General features: G+C 37.2%; 19 protein-coding genes. 13 read left to right on the plus strand and 6 right to left on the minus strand.

What is annotated here, in order from left to right:
• Window positions 1–161 precede the first annotated feature (161 nt).
• Together ACOVQ4_RS01855 and ACOVQ4_RS01860 are read left to right on the plus strand one after the other, a co-directional pair.
• Window positions 162–668 (plus strand): GNAT family N-acetyltransferase, encoded by a 507-nt coding sequence (locus ACOVQ4_RS01855; protein ID WP_421818964.1) that lies wholly within the window; start codon window positions 162–164, stop codon window positions 666–668.
• A gap of 36 nt (window positions 669–704) precedes the next feature.
• Window positions 705–1496 carry an alpha/beta fold hydrolase gene (locus tag ACOVQ4_RS01860; protein ID WP_421818965.1) on the plus strand — a complete coding sequence of 264 codons (792 nt, stop codon included), beginning with the start codon at window positions 705–707 and terminating at the stop codon, window positions 1494–1496.
• A 61-nt stretch (window positions 1497–1557) separates the two neighbouring features.
• Here ACOVQ4_RS01860 and ACOVQ4_RS01865 read toward each other — a convergent pair whose 3' ends face one another.
• The gene (locus ACOVQ4_RS01865; RefSeq protein WP_421818966.1) at window positions 1558–2535 is read right to left on the minus strand and encodes a GlxA family transcriptional regulator; all 978 of its coding nucleotides are present in this window, start codon (window positions 2533–2535) and stop codon (window positions 1558–1560) included.
• Between the two features lie 180 nt (window positions 2536–2715).
• Between ACOVQ4_RS01865 and ACOVQ4_RS01870 the strand changes: the two genes are divergently transcribed.
• From ACOVQ4_RS01870 to ACOVQ4_RS01880, 3 genes are all read left to right on the plus strand, one after another.
• On the plus strand, window positions 2716–3129 hold the full coding sequence (locus ACOVQ4_RS01870) for a VOC family protein (protein ID WP_421818967.1): 414 nt from the start codon (window positions 2716–2718) through the stop codon (window positions 3127–3129).
• 219 nt (window positions 3130–3348) lie between these two features.
• Entirely contained in the window at window positions 3349–3720 is a 372-nt protein-coding gene (locus tag ACOVQ4_RS01875) for a DoxX family protein (protein WP_421818968.1), read from the plus strand.
• Window positions 3707–4063: an iron chaperone gene (locus ACOVQ4_RS01880; RefSeq protein WP_421818969.1), complete on the plus strand. Its 357-nt coding sequence runs from the start codon at window positions 3707–3709 to the stop codon at window positions 4061–4063. The genes ACOVQ4_RS01875 and ACOVQ4_RS01880 overlap by 14 nt, the downstream gene beginning before the upstream one ends.
• Before the next feature lie 42 nt (window positions 4064–4105).
• Here the strand turns inward: ACOVQ4_RS01880 and ACOVQ4_RS01885 are convergent, their stop codons facing one another.
• Both ACOVQ4_RS01885 and ACOVQ4_RS01890 read right to left on the minus strand, forming a co-directional pair.
• A complete protein-coding gene (locus ACOVQ4_RS01885; RefSeq protein ID WP_421818970.1) occupies window positions 4106–4621 on the minus strand; it encodes a GNAT family N-acetyltransferase in 516 nt (171 codons plus the stop codon).
• Between the two features lie 193 nt (window positions 4622–4814).
• Window positions 4815–5396 (minus strand): hypothetical protein, encoded by a 582-nt coding sequence (locus ACOVQ4_RS01890; RefSeq protein WP_421818971.1) that lies wholly within the window; start codon window positions 5394–5396, stop codon window positions 4815–4817.
• Between the two features lie 184 nt (window positions 5397–5580).
• Between ACOVQ4_RS01890 and ACOVQ4_RS01895 the strand changes: the two genes are divergently transcribed.
• Together ACOVQ4_RS01895 and ACOVQ4_RS01900 are read left to right on the plus strand one after the other, a co-directional pair.
• Entirely contained in the window at window positions 5581–7182 is a 1602-nt protein-coding gene (locus tag ACOVQ4_RS01895) for a PAS domain-containing sensor histidine kinase (protein WP_421818972.1), read from the plus strand.
• 160 nt (window positions 7183–7342) lie between these two features.
• Window positions 7343–8404 (plus strand): response regulator, encoded by a 1062-nt coding sequence (locus ACOVQ4_RS01900; RefSeq protein ID WP_421818973.1) that lies wholly within the window; start codon window positions 7343–7345, stop codon window positions 8402–8404.
• A 229-nt stretch (window positions 8405–8633) separates the two neighbouring features.
• Here ACOVQ4_RS01900 and ACOVQ4_RS01905 read toward each other — a convergent pair whose 3' ends face one another.
• The 3 genes from ACOVQ4_RS01905 to ACOVQ4_RS01915 all read right to left on the minus strand — a co-directional run bounded on the left by ACOVQ4_RS01905 (window position 8634) and on the right by ACOVQ4_RS01915 (window position 10830).
• A complete protein-coding gene (locus ACOVQ4_RS01905) occupies window positions 8634–9461 on the minus strand; it encodes a universal stress protein (RefSeq protein WP_421818974.1) in 828 nt (275 codons plus the stop codon).
• Window positions 9462–9673: 212 nt separating this feature from the next.
• A complete protein-coding gene (locus ACOVQ4_RS01910) occupies window positions 9674–10039 on the minus strand; it encodes a cyclic nucleotide-binding domain-containing protein (RefSeq protein WP_421818975.1) in 366 nt (121 codons plus the stop codon).
• Between the two features lie 89 nt (window positions 10040–10128).
• Window positions 10129–10830, minus strand: coding sequence for a Crp/Fnr family transcriptional regulator (locus ACOVQ4_RS01915; protein WP_421818976.1), 702 nt, complete (start codon window positions 10828–10830; stop codon window positions 10129–10131).
• A 150-nt stretch (window positions 10831–10980) separates the two neighbouring features.
• On the opposite strand from ACOVQ4_RS01915, the gene ACOVQ4_RS01920 reads away from it, so the two are divergent.
• The 6 genes from ACOVQ4_RS01920 to ccoN all read left to right on the plus strand — a co-directional run bounded on the left by ACOVQ4_RS01920 (window position 10981) and on the right by ccoN (window position 18836).
• Entirely contained in the window at window positions 10981–13374 is a 2394-nt protein-coding gene (locus ACOVQ4_RS01920; protein ID WP_421818977.1) for a heavy metal translocating P-type ATPase, read from the plus strand.
• A gap of 204 nt (window positions 13375–13578) precedes the next feature.
• Window positions 13579–14325, plus strand: a complete 747-nt coding sequence (locus ACOVQ4_RS01925; RefSeq protein WP_421818978.1) for an acyl-CoA desaturase — start codon at window positions 13579–13581, stop codon at window positions 14323–14325.
• Window positions 14326–14412: 87 nt separating this feature from the next.
• Window positions 14413–15243, plus strand: a complete 831-nt coding sequence (locus ACOVQ4_RS01930) for a phytanoyl-CoA dioxygenase family protein (RefSeq protein ID WP_421818979.1) — start codon at window positions 14413–14415, stop codon at window positions 15241–15243.
• A 519-nt stretch (window positions 15244–15762) separates the two neighbouring features.
• Entirely contained in the window at window positions 15763–16224 is a 462-nt protein-coding gene (locus tag ACOVQ4_RS01935) for a group III truncated hemoglobin (RefSeq protein WP_421818980.1), read from the plus strand.
• Between the two features lie 205 nt (window positions 16225–16429).
• A complete protein-coding gene (gene ccoS, locus ACOVQ4_RS01940) occupies window positions 16430–16585 on the plus strand; it encodes a cbb3-type cytochrome oxidase assembly protein CcoS (protein WP_421818981.1) in 156 nt (51 codons plus the stop codon).
• 106 nt (window positions 16586–16691) lie between these two features.
• Window positions 16692–18836, plus strand: a complete 2145-nt coding sequence (gene ccoN / locus ACOVQ4_RS01945; RefSeq protein ID WP_421818982.1) for a cytochrome-c oxidase, cbb3-type subunit I — start codon at window positions 16692–16694, stop codon at window positions 18834–18836.
• Window positions 18837–18955: the final 119 nt, after the last annotated feature.

Consider the following 18955-nt stretch of genomic DNA (forward strand, 5'->3'; position numbering starts at 1 on the left):
CTCTCTGTGGAAGTGCTTTTATTTTATTTACCGCCTATTTTGGCGAACATATTGTAGTAACATTACATATATTTTTTACCGAATGCCCCTAGCTGAAAGTCGAAATCTCAAAAATTAAATTTTATATTGCATACTAACTTACTTACCTTTTTCAACCCCCAATGTACAAAACATTTGAAACAGAACGGTTAATCTTAAAACCGACAGACCTTGAAGATGCCGAATTTATTTTGGCTTTGTTGAATACTCCAAAATGGCTACAATTTATTGGCGATAGAAATGTCCAAAATAGGGAGGATGCCCTACACTATATTAAGACTCGAATTTTGTATCAATACGAGCGACTCGGCTATGGTAATTATACCGTGATTCGTAAGGAAGATGGTGTAAAAATAGGAAGTTGTGGCTTGTATGACCGCGAAGGCTTGGAGGGTATCGACATCGGCTTTGCATTTTTTCCTGAATATGAAGGAAAAGGCTACGGTTTTGAAGCAGCTTCACGGATGTTGAAGGCCGCTGTTGAAGATTTTTCTCTTAAAAAAATCAAAGCTATTACTAATTTGGAAAACTATGCTTCACAAAAATTATTAGAAAAAATAGGTCTCGTTAAAGTGGATAAAATTAAAATGCACAACGATGAGTTATTCCTTTTTGAACTGAATGTTTGACGTTTTTTCTTTTCTATAAAACTATTTCTTTAGCTTATGAAACCTATAATCCTGTTGCTTATCTGCATTTCTTGTGTATCGTTAAAAGCGCAAACGATTCATTTTTTTCAATCTTTCGACCAACAACGAATTGCCTATGAGGATACTGGCAAAGGTAAACCTGTGCTTTTGTTACATGGTTTTATCAACACAGGTGCTAATTGGCGCAGAACGGAACTTTACAAAGATTTGATCACAAAAGGTTACCGTGTAATAGTGCCAGATATGCGAGGCAATGGGAAGTCTGACAAGCCACATGAAGAAAAGTTTTATCAGCATAATGCCGAAACGAAAGATATGATGGCCTTGATGAAATTTTTACAAATCAAAGATTATTTCGTGATAGGTTATTCTAGAGGGGCGATTATCGCTGCCAAATTGATAAGTCTCGATAAAGGCGTTAAAAAAGCAGTACTCGGCGGGATAGGTCAGTATTTTACTAAGCCAGATTGGGCTAGAAGAAAAATGTTTGAAGAGGCATTTTTAGGTAAAGCGCATTTACATCCAGAGGCGCAAGGTGCCGTAATGTATGCCAAATCTATCGGTGCAGATACGCTCGTGTTAGGATATTTACAACGGTATCAACCTGCCACTTCGCCCAATGCATTGGCAAACTATAAAGGAAAAGTCATGATAATTAACGGCGATGCAGATTTAGATAATGGTGACCCCAAAGTTCTTCAAGGGTTTTTCAAAAATGCAAAATTGTCAATTATAAAAGGTGACCATAATGGAACTTACCGAACCGCAGAGTTTTCTAATGAGATACTGAAATTTTTGGAGGAATAGAAGGAGATACTATAAAGTTTCAGTATGAAGATACCAGCGTTGTATCTTCATACTGAGACAATTATTCAATGCCAATTTTTTCGTAGCGATGTTTGTAATCTGTTGGCGATACTCCTGTAATTTTCTTAAAAACATCTCTAAATGCTTTGGTGTCGTTGTAGCCAACGTCAAACATTACTTCGGAGATAGTTTTTCGGCCACTTTCTAAGGCTTTTTTGGCAGCCTCTATTCTTACCCTTTGGACGTATTCTATCACAGAATTGTTAGTTGCTTTTTTAAATCTTCTTTCAAAAGTACGGCGTCCTAGGTTATGTTGTGCTGCTAATTCTTCAATTGTAATTTTCTTTTCAAAATTTTCCTCGATATAGTCTTGAATAGTCTTGATATCGGCATCGTCATGCATTTTTTGCCCATGAAAAATACTAAAGCTGGACTGACTTTTACGATTAATATCCAGTACAAAGAACTTGGATGCCAAAACGGCCAATTCTCGATTACTATACTTTTCGACCAGATGCAACAATAAATTCCAGTACGAATTGGCACCCCCGCTTGAGTAAAGGCCGTTTTGTTCTGTAATAATTCGATTATCCATCAAAGTAACATCAGGAAACATCGTTCTGAAATCATTGGCGAATAGCCAGTGAGTTGAACAAGATTTGCCATTGAGAAGTCCTGTCGAAGCTAATAAAAAAGCACCCAAACACAAGCTTGCGACCTCAGTTCCTTGTTCATATTGTTGACGAATCCAAGGTAAAAAGGATTGATTAAGAGAAATAGCATCCTCCAAGTTTCCACTCAATGCTGGAATAATAATTAAGTCAGGTTTTTGGGCTTCGGCAATCGTTGCATCAGCTCGAATGGCAAACACTCCGTTTGCCACATTTACTTCTTTGGTTTGTCCAACTAGCTGCACTTCAAACAGTGGGCTTTGACCTGCCTGTTCCAAAAATTGATTGACAGCCAATAAGATATAGCGAGGGTCGGCAACTGCTTCAATTACAGCAGTTTCTGGTACAAGAATAGCTACTTTTTTCATGTTATTTAGGTTTAAAGTAAGGTTTTTGTTTTATTACAAATGTAAAAATTAATGATGTCGCAAACAACCTTTTTTTTGTCGCATTTACTATGTATGACCAAGTTTTGTAGTCGCTAAATTTGTCATAAAAGAAATTAAATTTCATTTTTCTGATAAAATATATTCAAAACTAAAAATCGTATGGCTTCTAAAATCTTTTTAAATCTACCAGTAAAAAATCTCCAAAAATCAATTGAGTTTTTTTCTCAAATCGGATACAAATTTAATTCTCAGTTTACTGATAATCAGGCTACTTGTATGATAATATCTGAGAATATTTTTGTAATGTTGCTTGAAGAATCTAGATTTCAGACATTTACGCCAAAACAGATTCCTAATGCGCACGAAACTTCCCAGATTCTAATTGCACTCGATACAGAAAGTAGAGAGGAGGTGGATACCATCTTGGAAAAGGCTTTGGCTGCGGGAGGTACAGAGGCTCGTCCTGCTCAGGATTATGGCTTCATGTACGGTCGTGCCTACAATGACCTCGATGGGCATATTTGGGAAATTGGCTGGATGGATATGGAAAAATTTTTAGAAATGAAGCAATAATGGATAGGTACAAAGGGAAGTCTGTTTTCAAACTAGTGCGAATTTTGGATTGCTGATTTCGGGATTATTGAAAATTACCTTCATTATACAGAATTGGGTCAAAGAGAGTAGGTTATACTTCCGCAATCCAATATCCAAAATCCGAAATAGATTTTGGTTTACCTTAAACAACAACTAACTCGCAATACCGCATAAACACTTAATTTCTCTTTATTTAACATGAAAAAAGACAAAATTATCTTCTGGGTTACTACCACACTCATTTTCCTATTTGAAGGAGTTATGCCAGCGCTAACTTCTCAAACAGAATTGGCAAAAGAAGGGATTAAACATTTGGGTTATCCCGAGTATTTTGGAAATGCCTTAGTGGTGTTCAAAGTTTTAGGAACTTTGGCACTGATGATTCCACAAGTTCCTAAGCGATTAAAAGAATGGGCTTATGCAGGATTTGTTTTTGACTTTATTTTTGCGTCCATTAGTCATGCTGCTGTGGATGGCCTAGGCAGTCAAGCATTTTTCCCATTCATCGTTTTAGCTATTTTGCTAGTTTCTTATTTTTATTACCACAAATTGGAGGATGGAAAAGCATAAATTTTTGAGTGTAGACGAATATGAGTCTCAGTTTCCAGCGGAGGTTCAATTGAAAATAGGACAAATTCGTAAAATAATCCAAGAAACTGCCCCAGAGGCGCAGGAATGCATTAGCTACAATATGCCCGCATACAAGTACAAAGGCGTATTGGTCTATTTTGCGGCCTATAAAAATCACATAGGATTTTATCCGACAGGCTCAGGAATAAAACATTTTGAATCAGAGTTAGGTCCTTACAAATGGGCTAAGGGTTCCATACAATTCCCTTTAAATCAGGAGATTCCTTTTGATTTGATTCAGAAAATAGTAACTTATCGATTAGAGGAAAATAGGAGTAAATAGGCACGAGCTCTTGCTAGCACATCACGAGCAGCAAGGGCTTTTTTAGAGGCAATACTCTAAAATAATCATTCCTCTAAATTCTGGTTTCATCAATTTATAGTCCTCCAAAATCAAGGTGCCTATTTGTTTGAAACCAATTTTATGATAAAATCCAATGGCATCTTGGCTGCTGTCCATCGCTTTTAGGATAACACTTTCTTTTCCGCGTTGCTTCGCCAATGCAAACGCAAACTCCATCAGTTTACGACCTAGTCCAAGTCCTTTGTGTGACTGATGAAAATAGATTCTTTCTACCTCCAATGCACTACTTTTTTCCGAATAATCATAATTTACTTTTAAATACCCGACAGATGATGAATCTATAGTAAGCATAAAATAATCAGAATTGGGATGCTTTATTTCTGCAAGAATTACATTTTCTGAATAGGATTTTTCGAGATACCAATCTTTGCCGCCTTCTAGCCATAAATGAAGATAATGTTCAACATAGATACTTTTGCAAAGTTCTGAAAGACCTTTACAGTCATCCAAACTGGCTTTTTTGATTTGAAAATTCATAAATATAAAGTAAGTGATAAGGATTATTTGAGCGATTAAGTTAGTGGACAAAACAAAATTTAGATTGTCAGTTAACCAGCCAAGAGTTTTAAAGGTTTGTTGATCTTTACCAATCTTCCTTTGAGCCCAAGAATGTAAGCCCAAAGTTAAAATAATACTGGAAACTATTTGCCTAATGCCCAGAGCCAATGGACTAAAGCAATTTTGTAAATCGAAGTTCGAATTGCAAGTTAGGCATAAGTTCGTAATAGCAGGCCTTTTTGCCAGACTTCGTGGAGAACTGCCTTACCAAAAAATTTTTTTCAAAATATAAAGAGTCGTTTCCTTGATAATCAAGTTGGAGGGTTCCCATCAGTGGAGGTAGGCTGAATGATTGTAACTTTTTAGGTTGTAATTCAAAAGCTGCTAAAACATACCCATGAGAGGTAAGGCCAAATAGGTATAGTTCTGGAGAATTATTGAGATTAAAATCGCCATCAGCGAAAATTATTTTTGTCGGAATATCTTTAAGTTTTTTTTCCCATTTTCTTGAACCATACCCAATGGTTACCTTACCGTTTTTGGACACACCTACTTTATAAAGGCTCACGCTAGAATACCATAGCCACTGACAAGAATCAGACTTCGCTACGGTATCTTTCGGGAAATTTGGTATACCTTTCTTGATATTTGCCTGAATAGAACCTTGTTCTTGTTGTTCATTCCAAAAAATATAAGCAAGAATTCCTATGAAAAGGAATACAAGGCAATAAAGAAAGACAGTGATTTTTTTCATTTTTTCAGGAAAATATCAGCATTATCATGTAAATTTACCCATGATGATTTGAATTTTAAAGAACTAAAAATTGTTCAAATCTACTATTTTTGACGGATAACTTCTCATAAACGATTTTCCTGACATGATGTTGAATGTCGCAGGTGTGAAGTATCATTTATGACGAAACAAAGCCATAATACCTATGAATTGTACTTCCTTGGACCAGCAACTTTGCCAAGTTGCTCTGGAAAACAGCCCACTTTTTATTGGAGTATACAACCCCAACTCACATGAGTTTATCTACATCAACCAGACTGGTTTAGCTATGTTTGAGCTGGAAAACCTTGCGCAAGCCAATTCGTTTTTGTTGGAGGGCTTACGCAACAATGAAGGCCTGATTCAATGGGAGTTACAAGTAGCGCAGCATCTTCAAAAAGCCAATGAGTTTTGTTTGGATGATAGTTTTACGAGCCCAGCAGGAGCCAAGTTTTGGGGGCGCATAAGAGTGAAATTACTTACCGAACCAGATACTGCCCGAGGTCATTGGTTGGTAAATTTGTCAGATATTCAAGAAGAAAAACATTCACAAATTAAGTTTTCGGAAGGCGAAGCGCGATTTGAGGCACTTTTTATGCACGCCGCCATGGGTATTGTGATGATGGATAACAGTAGTAAGATTGTCCTAACCAATAGGTTTGCGAATGCCCTTTTTGGGTATGATTCGGGAGAGTTGATTGGTATGCCCATCGAAACCCTTCTTCCTACGGCATTATCCGAGACGCATCGTAAGCATACCGAAAAATATTTACACAAACCACAAATTAGGCCAATGGGAATTGGTTTGGATTTGAAAGCTCGTAAGAAAGATGGCACTTTGTTTTCAGTAGAAATCAGTCTGAGTTTCTTTGAACAAAATGGTAATCAGTATTTTATCTCCTTTATCAACGATATTACTTACAAGAAAAAAATCGAAATGGAGATGATTCTGAAAAATCAAGAGATTAAAAAACTCAATGAAAGTCTCGAACAAGAAGTCATGAATCGTACAAATGCGCTTGTCGAAACGCTCAAAGATTTGGAAGAATCGAAACAAGAACTAGAGTTGGCCTTGAGCAAAGAAAAAGAATTGGGCGAACTCAAATCTCGTTTTGTGGCGATGGCCTCTCACGAATTTAGAACTCCACTAACAGCAATTTTGTCTTCGGCTTCCTTAATTTCTAAATATCCTAAAACGGAAGACCATGAAAAGCGAGAAAAACACCTGCATCGTATCAAGTCGGCAGTAAGTAATTTGACAGACATTTTGGAGGAATTTTTGTCCGTTGGAAAACTCGAAGAAGGAAAGATAGAGGCTCATTTCGCCGAGGTTCAAATTCCAGACTTGGTAAATGACACCTTGGCCGACGTAAGTAATTTATTGAAGAAAAATCAACAGCTACGTGTGGAGCATACGGGTGATAATGAGCTCTTTACAGATAAATCATTGTTGCGTAAAATTATCATCAACCTGTGTTCCAATGCCATTAAGTTTTCGGGGGAGAGTTCCTGCATAACCATTAGAACCCAAAAATTGGTCTCGCATTTTGTACTAAGTGTGCAAGATGAAGGCATTGGTATTTCGGACGAAGATCAAAAACATTTATTTGACCGATTCTTTAGAGGGGTAAATGTTACCAATATCCAAGGTACTGGACTAGGCTTACACATTGTAGCCAAATATACAGAGCTGCTTGGAGGAAAAGTAAGTATTTCAAGTAAACTCAATGAAGGAACAACCGTAACTGTGCAGTTGGATTTGGTTTGATTAGGCCTTTCCACTGGCTCAAATCTAAAAAATCTTACGAAGTGGGGGGATGTCTAAAACTCCACATTCGTAACTTATCATTCAGTTTTAAATCAGATTTACCTCAAAAATCAATATAAATCATTTGTTAAAACTTGTCTTAACACAACAATTAAGCTTTATGAAGAAGATATTACTCATCGAAGATAGCGATGACATTAGAGAAACCACCGCCGAAATTCTCGAATTAGCTAACTATGAAGTAATTACCGCTGTCAACGGTAAAGATGGTGTAGAAAAAGCCATTCAGAGTAGACCTGATATCGTAATTTGTGATATTATGATGCCTGTACTTGATGGTTATGGAGTCTTACATATTTTTAACCAAAACCCAGATTTACAGGGAATTCCATTTATTTTCTTGACTGCCAAAACCGAAAGAACAGATTTTAGAAAAGGAATGGAGATGGGTGCAGATGATTATTTGACAAAGCCTTTTCATGAAATTGAGTTATTGAATGCTATCGAAAGTCGTCTGAAAAAGGTAGAACAGCTTCTTCATGGTGCAGGGAAGATTGCACACGAACATTTGGAAGAACTCTATTCGGAAGCAAATAAATACAGAGATTTGTCGGATTTGTCTTCAGATAGAAAGGTTTCGACGCTGAAGAAAAAACAAATTGTCTATTCTGAGGGCGATGAACCTATTAAGTTTTATTTCTTAAAATCGGGAAAAGTTAAATCCTATAAGACCAATCGTGATGGGAAAGAGTTTGTGACTGGACTTTACAACGAAGGAGATTTTTTTGGGCACATTGCCATAATTGAAAATACCGATTACCAAGAAACAGCAGAAGCTTTGGAAGATTCTCAAATTATCGGAATTCCGAGAGGCGATTTTATGGAGTTATTGTCTAAAAATCAGCAAGTTGCCAATAAGTTTATCAAGTTGCTGGCAAATAATATAGCTGACAAAGAACGATATTTATTAGGGATGGCCTACAACTCACTGCGTAAACGTGTAGCGGATGGGCTATTGCTTTTACAAAAAAAATATCAAGCAGAAAACGCAGAACGCTTTACGATGAAAATTTCGCGTGATGACTTGGCCTCGATTGTGGGTACCGCTACGGAGTCTTTAATCAGAACATTAAGCGAATTTAAGGGAGATAAGCTTATCGAGATTAGTGGTAGCGAAATTACCATTTTGGATGAAAAAAAGCTGGCTAATCTGAGAAATTAGAGGCTCAAACCAAAAAATTAGGCGTAGAAACTTTTGTTTCTACGCCTTTTTTATTGCTCATAACTACATATTTTTAAAAAATGCATATCAGTTTTTCATTTTTCAAAAAAATAATTCAAAAGTTTGAGCTATTAAATTGTTGGTAAAATTCTGATACTCGGTTTAGATACAATGTCGACCTTTCTCAGAAAATCTGATTGTTCGACACCAATAAGCCTAAACGGTTTAATTAATTTCTTGCTAAAGTTGCTAAAACAGGTATGCCTGAATGATTGATAACTGTTTCGGTAACACTTCCGAATAAAAAATGACTCAAGCCTGATCTTGCTTTGGTTGACATCACAATCAAATCTGCTTGTAAGTCTTCTGCCGCATGAATAATACCATTGCTTGCACTATAATCATTATAAATCATAAACTCATGGTCGGTCAAGCCGTGTTCTTGTTCGAAGGACGCCATTTTTTCATTTATGGTTCTAGAGTCTTCAAAACCGTCTGAGGTATTGACATACACCACATAAGATTGTTCTATTTCGTGACTTAGCGTTTTGATAAGTTTATCATCAAAAGGCGTTTCGAAATCTACTGCAAACATAACCTTGCGAGGGTAGAATGCAGAAATAGGCTCTTTGATAACCAACACTGGGCAGTGGGCATGTCGCACTACACTTTCTGAATTAGAGCCATCCAAAAACTCTTTCCATCCTGTTGCGCCTTCCGAGCCCATTACGATTAAGTCTATATCTGTTCTTTCTGCAATGGCCTCGCCTAGCTCCTCATAGTCGTCGGTATTGTAAATCACGATGTTAATTCCATCGTATTTTGGCGACTGGATGATTTCCTCAAGCTGCTTTTGGGTTTGATGATGGATTGCCTGATTGGTCTCTACATCGTAGGTTGAAATAGGCGCCTCCAAAAAATCAATGTTTGGAAAAAAAATATAATCTTTATGATAAAGGACAATTTCTGCCGAGCTTGCACGAGCAAACATGGCGGCTACGTCTAGGGCTGCTAACGAAAGTTCAGAGAAATCAGTGGGCACAAGTATCTTCTTCATGACTATTATAGATTTAATGGAAAAACATCAATTTAAAATGATTATCTCCTAGAGATATAGTAAAGTTGTAGTTTTTCCAAAATTAAAAACATGACAAAAATCATCTTTTCAAATGAAAGCAGTCACAAACGAAAGTGGGTTCTGTACACAAATTGCTGAAACAGTAGCACTTACTATCGTAATGGTTAAGGTTAAAAAGTTGAAATCAACTTTTATTCGTATACTTTTTCATGAAAAGCCAGATAATCACACATTTTGAGCATGAAGTATCTTTGTGCCAATTCATATTCGTATATAAGGGTATTCAATAAGGATTTCTCAAAAACGAGTACTTGCGCACTAGAAAGAGCTTTTACACTATAATGGTGTTTTTTATCTGTAAGCATTTCTTCCAATCCCAAGAAACATCTAAACCCGTCAATAATGATGGGTGCATTTTGATCATCTTTGAGTTCAAAAATTCCGTCTTTTAAATAAAAAACAAATTCTGCGTCTTGTCCTTTTCTGTACAAATACTCACCTTGTTTGAAACTTAACTCGATACCACTAGCTAAAATTTTTCTTTCCGTTTCTCTCATTGTTTCTATGATTGCTATGAGTAGGCTAAATTAGGCGAGTTAGCAAGCTTCTGAAATGATAATAGTCATTAGGCTAGCTGACATAAAAATTAGTCGTACATACTACTGATTTTTACCAATTTTTCGGGGTTCAAAATCGTAATTTCGCTCCCATGCGTGGTGATAATACCGTCCTCTTTAAATTCTGACAAAAATCGTATGACAGTTTCTTTAGCGGTGCCAACAATTGAAGAGAGGTCTTCTCTCGAAATCGAGATAGAAAAGGGCGTTTTGCCTTCCTCTTGATAGGTGCTCTTCAGCAATAATAGAGCTTCGGCTAGTCGCTCCCTTACGGGTTTCATTGCCAAATGAATCAATTTATCCTGAGTATCTCCCAAGGCACGAGCTAGCATTTTCATCAAATCGGTAGAAACTTTTACGTTTTCGTCTATCAATTTATTGAATTCGGTGGCAGGAATAAAACATACTTCCGTTTCGTCGAGTGCAATTGCCGAGGCTGTATATTTTGTATTATCAATAAGAGAACGATACCCCAAGGTATCCCCTTTTTTGGCTAATCTAATAATTTGCTCCTTGCCATCCGACCCCATTCTACTCACTTTGACTTTTCCACTAAAAACACAGAATATACCAAGAGGTCTATTGCCTTCATGGAAAATAACTTGCCCTTTTTTATAAGAATTGAAGCATTTGCTCTCGTTTAGTTCTTCCAATTCTTGAAGATGACACTGTTTGAATAGTGAACTCTCTTTGAATTGGCAACTTTGACAATGTGGTGCTTGCGGTTTCATATATAACACTGATTAGATTGATAAAAATCACTATGCGAAGTTGCAAAAGATCAATATCTGAAAACATGAGTTTTATCAGTTTTTGATATCACCTTCCTCATATTTACTTCGAGGCTCATAGGCAAATTTTGAAAAAAATTGTAAGAGTCTATGGAAACGCTCACCGACGAAGCTCTGGTTTGTTACCACTGTGGTAATGATTGTCCAGATACCCACATACATATCGAGGAAAAGCATTTTTGCTGTGAGGGCTGCAAAACTGTATACGAAATTCTCGACCAAAATAACCTTTGTAATTATTATGACATTGAGAAAATGTCTGGTAATAGCCCCCAAATAGCGCATTTTGAGTTTTTGGATAATGACGAAATCATTAATCAATTATTGGATTTTAAAAGTGATAAAGTCGCTAAAATCAGCTTCTATATCCCTTCTATACATTGCTCTTCCTGTTTGTATCTTTTAGAAAACATGTACAAACTTCACGGAGGAGTGAAGCAGTCTAAGGTAGATTTTTTGAAAAAACAGGTAGCACTTACTTTCAATCCAGAGGAGTTGACCTTGCGTCAATTAGCCGAAATATTGACCTCAGTGGGTTATGAACCGCTGATTAGTTTGAATGATGTAGTGAAGGAAAAAAATAAACCTTCCTACAAAAAACTACTCACCCAAATTGGTGTAGCAGGCTTTTGTGCAGGCAATATCATGTTATTTAGTTTTCCAGAATATTTGGGTCTGGATGATGTGATGTACAAAAAACTATTTGGCTTGCTAAGCATGGTACTCTCTATACCTGTAGTAGCATATTCGGGTTCGGATTACTTTGTTTCGGTGTATAAAAGTCTTAAAAAAGGCATCATCAATATCGACTTTCCTATTCTTTTGGGCATATTGGTAGCTTTTTTTAGAGGAGCCTACGAGGTGATTTTTTTGGATGGAGCAGGATATTTTGACTCACTTTCTGGATTGATATTCTTCTTGCTCATCGGCAAATGGTTTCAACAAAAAACTTATAGTTTTCTGTCGTTCGAAAGAGATTACAAATCCTATTTCCCATTGGCCGTTACTAGATTAACGCAAGGTAAGGAAGAACCCATTTCGTTGAATGCTTTGAAAAAAGGCGATAAAATTTTGGTAAGAAATGGCGAGCTGATTCCTGCGGACTCTTTTTTGTACAAAGGCAATGCTCAAATAGACTACAGCTTTGTAACTGGCGAATCGGCACTAGAAGCCAAAAAAGTTGGCGATTTCTTGTATGCAGGTGGCCGACAAGTAGGTGAGACGCTCGAAATGGAGGTATTGAAAGAGGTTTCACAAAGTTATTTGACCCAATTGTGGAATAATGATACTTTTCAAAAAAGCCAAGATTCAAAAATCAAAACCTTCTCAGATTTAGTAGGCAAGTATTACACTATTTCGGTATTGACAATTGCGGCTTGTGTATCAATTTATTGGTATTTTCATGACCCTTCAAAAGTTATCAATGCCTTTACTGCGATTCTGATTGTGGTTTGTCCTTGTGTGTTATCCCTAAGTTATCCTTTTGCGTTGGGAAATGGCTTGAGAATTTTAGGAAAACAAAATTTTTATCTAAAAAATGCAGATATTATTGAGGCTATAGCTCAATGCGATACCATCGTTTTTGATAAAACAGGTACCCTCACCACTTCTGAGGGCAGTTTACCTACGCTTCATTGTTATCGACCTTTGACACAATTCGAAGAGATGCTCGTAGCTTCTTTGGTAAGAAATTCTACCCACCCTGTTTCTCAAAAAATCAAGTATCTATATGCAGAACCTAATTACTTGGTTTTGGAAAACTTTCAAGAAATTACAGGGAAAGGTCTTATAGGTTATTATCACGGTCATCAAATCAAATTAGGGTCATTCGAGTTTGTGAATCCTGATGGAGTGAAGCCTGAAAAAGGCTTTGAGTCAAGTGTGGCACATCTCAAAATTGACCACGATTATCTTGGCTATTATGCCTTACCAAACCACTACAGAACAGATATTGAGGCACAAATTAGAGAATTGAGCAAAACATATCATACTTATTTGCTTTCGGGAGATAATGAAGCCGAAAGAGAGCAACTAAAAAGTTGGTTTTCGAATGAGTCAAATTTGAAGTTTCACTGTACTCCTCAAGCCAAACTTGATTTTGTCAAAAATCTTCAGGCACAAGGTCGAAAAGTAGTCATGGTAGGCGATGGACTCAACGACGCCGGAGCCCTCAAACAATCGAATGTTGGGATAGCCATCACCGACGATACCCTCAATTTTACCCCTTCGAGTGATGGTATTTTGGAGGCAAATTCGTTACATAAGTTTACTGCTATTTTCAAATACAGCAAATACGCCTTGCGACTAATTCAGTTTAGTTTTGTGGTATCCCTGATTTACAACTTTGTTGGTTTGACCTTTGCTGCCTCTGGTACTTTGCATCCCGTTGTGGCGGCGATTCTGATGCCAATGAGCTCATCCACGATGGTAATTATTGCCTCGGTAGGGATGATTTTACGTGGCAAAAATCAGTTTAAGAAATGATTTTTGTCAACTCTATAGGCTAGCTAGTCTATTAATTTTGTTTCAAATTCGTAATGGTTTGGCTAAGGATAGTGCATAAAATGTTCATCGGAAAATCGATTTTTTCCTTGTACCGTGTTGTGAGCATTGGCTCGCCTGCTGGCTTTCTGAGCATTTTTTTACTGTATTAGTCAAACATTTACCTAATCTATAAATCCCAATTACATGGCAATTTTAATTTTTTTTGTAGCACACTGGTATCTCTCTTTATTTTCTCAAACATTCTTCTTGCACCGTTATGCGGCGCATCAAATGTTTACGATGTCAAAAGGATGGGAAAAGTTCTTTTATGTTTTTACTTTAATTACGCAAGGCTCTTCTTTCTTGAGTCCCAAAGCTTATGGTATTATGCACCGACTGCACCATGCGTATGCTGATACCGAAAACGACCCGCATTCACCAAGCTATTCCAACAACTTGTTTGACATGATGTGGAAAACAAAGAAGATTTATAATGATGTATTGTACGATAGAGCTGATATCGATCCTAAATTCAAAAAGAATGTACCCAACTGGATGTTCTTAGAAAAATTGGGCGACCAATGGTTGATGCGTATTTTTTGGGGAACCTTGTACACTTTGTTCTATATGAAATTTGCCACTTCTCCATGGGAATATGCGCTACTGCCGATTCATTATTTGATGGGGCCAGTGCATGGCGTAATTATCAACTGGTTTGCTCACAAATATGGATATATCAACTTTAAAGTAAACGATACAGCCAAAAATTTGCTTCCGTTTGATTTCTTGATGATGGGCGAGTCGTATCACAACAATCACCACAAATTGGGGGGACGTGCCAACTTTGGCGTAAAATGGCACGAGTTTGACCCAACGTATCCAGTGATTTTGTTGTTGAACGCTTTACACATTATTAAGTTGAAGAAAAACAACGACTTGAATTATATGTAAAACTGGGTAAAGCAATAGGGTTTTGATAATAGGTATCGGATACTTATTGCCCAAATCCTATTGCTTAGCCTAAACAAAATATGCTAAATGCTTAAAGATATGGGTAATAAATTTGAAGGTAAGACCTTTACACTCGGCGAACAAATTACTGACGAGCAACGTGCCTTTTTTAACGAATATGGATTTTTACATTTTAAAAACTTTTTATCAAAAGAAACAGTCCAATTGTTTTTGAGGGAAGCACATCGAATTGAAAAAGAATGGATTGATAAGGGTATTGAGAAAATGAATGGTACGCCATTGAAGTTTGGAAAAGACCCCGCAGGCAATACGATGATTCAACGAATGTGTTTTCTTTCGACACATAGCGAAATATTACACCAATATCTGCAAGACCCACGTTTGAAGGCGCTTTTGACTTTGTTGGAACCCAATAATAACCGTATTGCGGAGGTAGAAAAGGATGGTTTGGTATTCAACCATTATGTCAATCAAGACAATAGTAAATTTTCGCAAATGGGCTGGCATACCGATAGCCCACGTGATTTGTTTTTGGGTCAAAAAATCTTGAAAATGCTCAATATTGGTACACACTTAGACGATTGTCCTTTCGAGAATGGTGGTTTGAGAGTTTTGCCAGGTACACACAAATTGAGTAAAATGAAGGTTTTGTTCTTGAAAAAACAATTCATCGACCATAACCCTGACCCCAACGAAGTTGGTTTGGATATTGAAGCTGGCGACTTAACCGTACATGATGGAGATCTTTGGCACCGTGTAGAAGTTTGTCCTTTTACTGGCGAAAAATCACGCCGTCGTGTTATGTATTTTCCTATTATTCAAGGTAAGTTTGCGCCAAAAGACGAGAACAGTTCGACGCCTTTCTATCATCGATTGGCGAAAATTGTTCAAAAATAATAACAGCACCATTTTATAGTTTATCATTTTGGAAAACTTTAAAATTCTTTTCAATCCATTTTAAGTTAGTGCGCAAAATTATATTTAAGTTTTTTAGTTTAGGGGCAAGGCAACAGGCAAAGAGTGTTAAAATGTTTTTTAGTAACGATAGATATGTTTTTGCCGAATGCCCATACCTGAAAGCCGAAAGCTCAAAAATTAAATTCTATTTTGCACTATTACTTATTAATACTAAAGCACAAAGAAAACATCGTGAGGATTGCTTTTGGGCAGATTACGGTGTTAGCTTTGTGCTTTTTTTCGAGACTTAGTTTAAACTCTAGTTCAAGACTTAGTCTTGGACTATCCTATTGTTCAGTTTGTAAACTGAATAAAAAAACGAGTCCAAGACATAGTCTTGAACTAGGGAATCAAATTATTGCTAGGAAAGAAAAGCATTTAAGGCATTCCAAAAGAACTTTTTTAAGAACTTTAGTGTCAAAAGATTAACAGACAACCTAACATTTTAAGACTGAAGCCATGAATCCAGAACAACCTATAGAGACTAATACGTCTATTCCAAGTGCCAAAAAAGCCTTGGAAGGACGCGAGGACGTCGAACTTCTTGTAAATACGTTTTATGAAAAAGTACGAGATAATCACATGCTTGGACATATCTTCGACCATGTGGCGCGTGTGAATTGGCAAAAGCATTTACCCAAAATGTACAATTTTTGGGAAATGATATTATTTGGTAAAGAAGGATACGACGGACACCCTTTACGTCCGCATTTTGTGATTAATTCGGTGCATCAACTTACGATTCCTCATTTTGAGCAATGGCTGAGTTTGTTTTTTGAGACATTAGACGAACTTTTTGAAGGTGAGAAAGCTGAAGAAGCCAAGCAAAGGGCCTACAATATCGCCAATGCATGGGCTCATAAGATAGATTATATGAATAAACTCAATGATTCGCCGACGATTGAAGTAACACAGTCATAGTATTGGTTTTAAGAAACTTATCTCAAAAGGTACAAGAACTATTCTTGTACCTTTTTTTATGCCCTGCTTTAAACAAGTCTTTTATACTGATTTTTGTCATAAATCAGGCTAATAAATGCGAGTAAGCCCACTAACATTCCTCATAGCTGAACACGTCAGAAAGCCCCAATTTTGAAGCATAGAAACACATTAAAAACACAAAAAAATGCAAATCATCTTCATCATGATCGGAATTAGTTTGTTGATGGCGCTTGTTTTTTTAGGTGCGTTTTTTTGGTCGATGAAAGATGGACAAAATGACGATTTACATACTCCTGCCATGCGTATTTTGTTTGACGACCCAAAAACGAATGCTAAATAAGCTTGTCATTCAACGCTTGAGTTAGACTCAAGGCTTCTGACAAAATAGGAGAGATGTATCGCTCTCAATCGCAATTGTTCCTGTAACCAATTTATAATCTAAAAATATGTCAGCTATTAGTACACACATCGAACGCTTTGAGTACGACAACAAAATTGTCCGAAACTTTGCCGTTGCCACGATTATCTGGGGGATTGTGGGTATGTTGGTGGGCGTGATTGTCGCTTCTCAACTCTTCAAACCCGAGCTCAACGTTACGCAATATGGTACTTTCGGACGTATTCGTCCTCTGCACACCAATGCCGTAATCTTTGCTTTTGTAGGAAATGCTATCTTTATGGGTGTTTACTACTCTCTTCAACGCCTCTGTAAAGCCAGAATGTTTAGTGATTTTCTTTCGAAAGTTCACTTTTGGGGATGGCAATTAATTATTGTTGCAGCGGCTGTTACTCTGCCTTTAGGTTTGACAAGTAGTAAAGAATATGCAGAGTTGGAGTGGCCTATTGATATTGCTATCACCCTGATTTGGGTCGTGTTTGGTATCAATATGTTTGGAACAATTTTCAAACGCCGCGAGCGCCATTTATATGTTGCGATTTGGTTTTATATTGCTACATTTATTACAGTCGCTGTTTTGCACGTAGTAAACTCATTTGAATTGCCAGTTTCAATGTTCAAAAGTTATTCTTTGTATGCTGGTGTTCAAGATGCTTTGGTTCAGTGGTGGTATGGTCACAACGCAGTAGCATTTTTCTTGACTACGCCTTTCTTGGGACTGATGTACTACTACCTACCAAAAATGGCGAATCGTCCCGTATATTCTTATAAGTTATCGATTTTGCACTTTTGGGCTTTGATTTTTATCTATATCTGGGCTGGCCCTCACCACTTATTATATACAAGTTTGCCTGACTGGGCACAATCATTAGGTACTGTATTCTCGATTATGTTGATTGCTCCATCATGGGGTGGTATGATTAATGGTTTGTTGACTTTGCGCGGTGCTTGGGATAAAGTTCGTGAAGATGCTATCTTGAAATTTATGGTAGTTGGTGTAACTAGCTACGGTATGGCAACTTTCGAAGGCCCTATGCTTTCTTTGAAAAACGTAAATGCTATTGCTCACTTTACCGACTGGATTGTTGCTCACGTACACGTAGGTGCTTTAGGTTGGAATGGATTCTTGAGCTTTGCAATTTTATATTGGTTGCTCCCTCGTATCTATCATACTACGATTTATTCTAAAAAACTAGTAAATGTACACTTCTGGTTAGGTACTTTGGGTATCTTATTCTATGCTGTGCCTATGTACATCTCTGGTTTTACACAAGGTATGATGTGGAAAGATTTTACGCCAGAGGGTACTTTGAAATACGGTAACTTCCTTGAAACTACCTTACAAATTTTACCAATGCATGCGATGCGTGCGGTAGGTGGCTTGATTTACTTGACAGGTGCTATCCTGATGGCTTATAACTTGTTCAAAACAATGGCGCAAGGTTCATTAGAAGCAAACGAACCAGCAGAGGCTCCTGCTTTGGAAGTAGCCTACACTCCAACAGGAAGCGATACTTATTGGCACCGTTGGTTCGAACGCAAACCAATTCCATTATTGGTAGGTTCATTAGTCATGATTTTGGTAGGTACTGCGATTGAGCTAATCCCAACTTTCATGGTAAAATCTAACGTAGAGACGATTAGCGCTGTTCAGCCTTACACTGCACTCGAATTGGAAGGTCGTGATTTGTATATCCGCGAAGGTTGTGTGAGCTGTCATAGTCAAATGGTTCGTCCGTTTAGAAGTGAAACAGAACGTTACGGTCAATATTCAAAAGCAGGAGAATTTGTGTATGATCACCCATTTTTGTGGGGTTCAAAACGTACTGGTCCAGATTTGCACCGTGAAGGTGGCAAATATCCAGATTCTTGGCACTATCACCACATGCGTGAGCCAGTTTCAATGTCCCCGGGTTCTATTATGCCTCCTTATCCTTGGTTGTTAGAACAAAAATTGAATACTTCTGACATTGAGTCAAAAATGAAAGCAATGCAAAAATTGGGCGTTCCGTATGATGCTTATCAAATCCAAAAAGCTCAGGAAGACCTAAAAACCCAAGCAGAGGGTATTGCAGCAAATCTTGCTAAAGAAGGTGTAAAAGTTTCTTCAGATAAAGAAATTATTGCAATGATTGCTTACCTACAAAGAATAGGTACTGATATAAAGAAAACAGAAACCGCAGCAAACCAATAGTAATGATGAGTTTTGAGTTGTGAGTGATGAGTGTTAAATGTAAAGTGTTATTTATCAATAATTTATATTTTTTAATTCGCCACTCACAATTTATAACTCAACACTCACAACTTTTCTTG

Origin of the sequence: Flectobacillus sp. (assembly GCF_049240685.1) — a bacterium.
Classification (GTDB): domain Bacteria; phylum Bacteroidota; class Bacteroidia; order Cytophagales; family Spirosomataceae; genus Flectobacillus.

Excerpts from the sequence above, each read along its gene's own strand:
- ACOVQ4_RS01855 (WP_421818964.1), top strand. The coding sequence starts at position 162 with ATGTACAAAACATTTGAAACAGAACGGTTAATCTTAAAACCGACAGAC.
- ACOVQ4_RS01860 (WP_421818965.1), top strand. The coding sequence starts at position 705 with ATGAAACCTATAATCCTGTTGCTTATCTGCATTTCTTGTGTATCGTTA.
- ACOVQ4_RS01865 (WP_421818966.1), bottom strand. The coding sequence starts at position 2,535 with ATGAAAAAAGTAGCTATTCTTGTACCAGAAACTGCTGTAATTGAAGCA.
- ACOVQ4_RS01870 (WP_421818967.1), top strand. The coding sequence starts at position 2,716 with ATGGCTTCTAAAATCTTTTTAAATCTACCAGTAAAAAATCTCCAAAAA.
- ACOVQ4_RS01875 (WP_421818968.1), top strand. The coding sequence starts at position 3,349 with ATGAAAAAAGACAAAATTATCTTCTGGGTTACTACCACACTCATTTTC.
- ACOVQ4_RS01880 (WP_421818969.1), top strand. The coding sequence starts at position 3,707 with ATGGAAAAGCATAAATTTTTGAGTGTAGACGAATATGAGTCTCAGTTT.
- ACOVQ4_RS01885 (WP_421818970.1), bottom strand. The coding sequence starts at position 4,621 with ATGAATTTTCAAATCAAAAAAGCCAGTTTGGATGACTGTAAAGGTCTT.
- ACOVQ4_RS01890 (WP_421818971.1), bottom strand. The coding sequence starts at position 5,396 with ATGAAAAAAATCACTGTCTTTCTTTATTGCCTTGTATTCCTTTTCATA.
- ACOVQ4_RS01895 (WP_421818972.1), top strand. The coding sequence starts at position 5,581 with ATGAATTGTACTTCCTTGGACCAGCAACTTTGCCAAGTTGCTCTGGAA.
- ACOVQ4_RS01900 (WP_421818973.1), top strand. The coding sequence starts at position 7,343 with ATGAAGAAGATATTACTCATCGAAGATAGCGATGACATTAGAGAAACC.
- ACOVQ4_RS01905 (WP_421818974.1), bottom strand. The coding sequence starts at position 9,461 with ATGAAGAAGATACTTGTGCCCACTGATTTCTCTGAACTTTCGTTAGCA.
- ACOVQ4_RS01910 (WP_421818975.1), bottom strand. The coding sequence starts at position 10,039 with ATGAGAGAAACGGAAAGAAAAATTTTAGCTAGTGGTATCGAGTTAAGT.
- ACOVQ4_RS01915 (WP_421818976.1), bottom strand. The coding sequence starts at position 10,830 with ATGAAACCGCAAGCACCACATTGTCAAAGTTGCCAATTCAAAGAGAGT.
- ACOVQ4_RS01920 (WP_421818977.1), top strand. The coding sequence starts at position 10,981 with ATGGAAACGCTCACCGACGAAGCTCTGGTTTGTTACCACTGTGGTAAT.
- ACOVQ4_RS01925 (WP_421818978.1), top strand. The coding sequence starts at position 13,579 with ATGGCAATTTTAATTTTTTTTGTAGCACACTGGTATCTCTCTTTATTT.
- ACOVQ4_RS01930 (WP_421818979.1), top strand. The coding sequence starts at position 14,413 with ATGCTTAAAGATATGGGTAATAAATTTGAAGGTAAGACCTTTACACTC.
- ACOVQ4_RS01935 (WP_421818980.1), top strand. The coding sequence starts at position 15,763 with ATGAATCCAGAACAACCTATAGAGACTAATACGTCTATTCCAAGTGCC.
- ccoS (WP_421818981.1), top strand. The coding sequence starts at position 16,430 with ATGCAAATCATCTTCATCATGATCGGAATTAGTTTGTTGATGGCGCTT.
- ccoN (WP_421818982.1), top strand. The coding sequence starts at position 16,692 with ATGTCAGCTATTAGTACACACATCGAACGCTTTGAGTACGACAACAAA.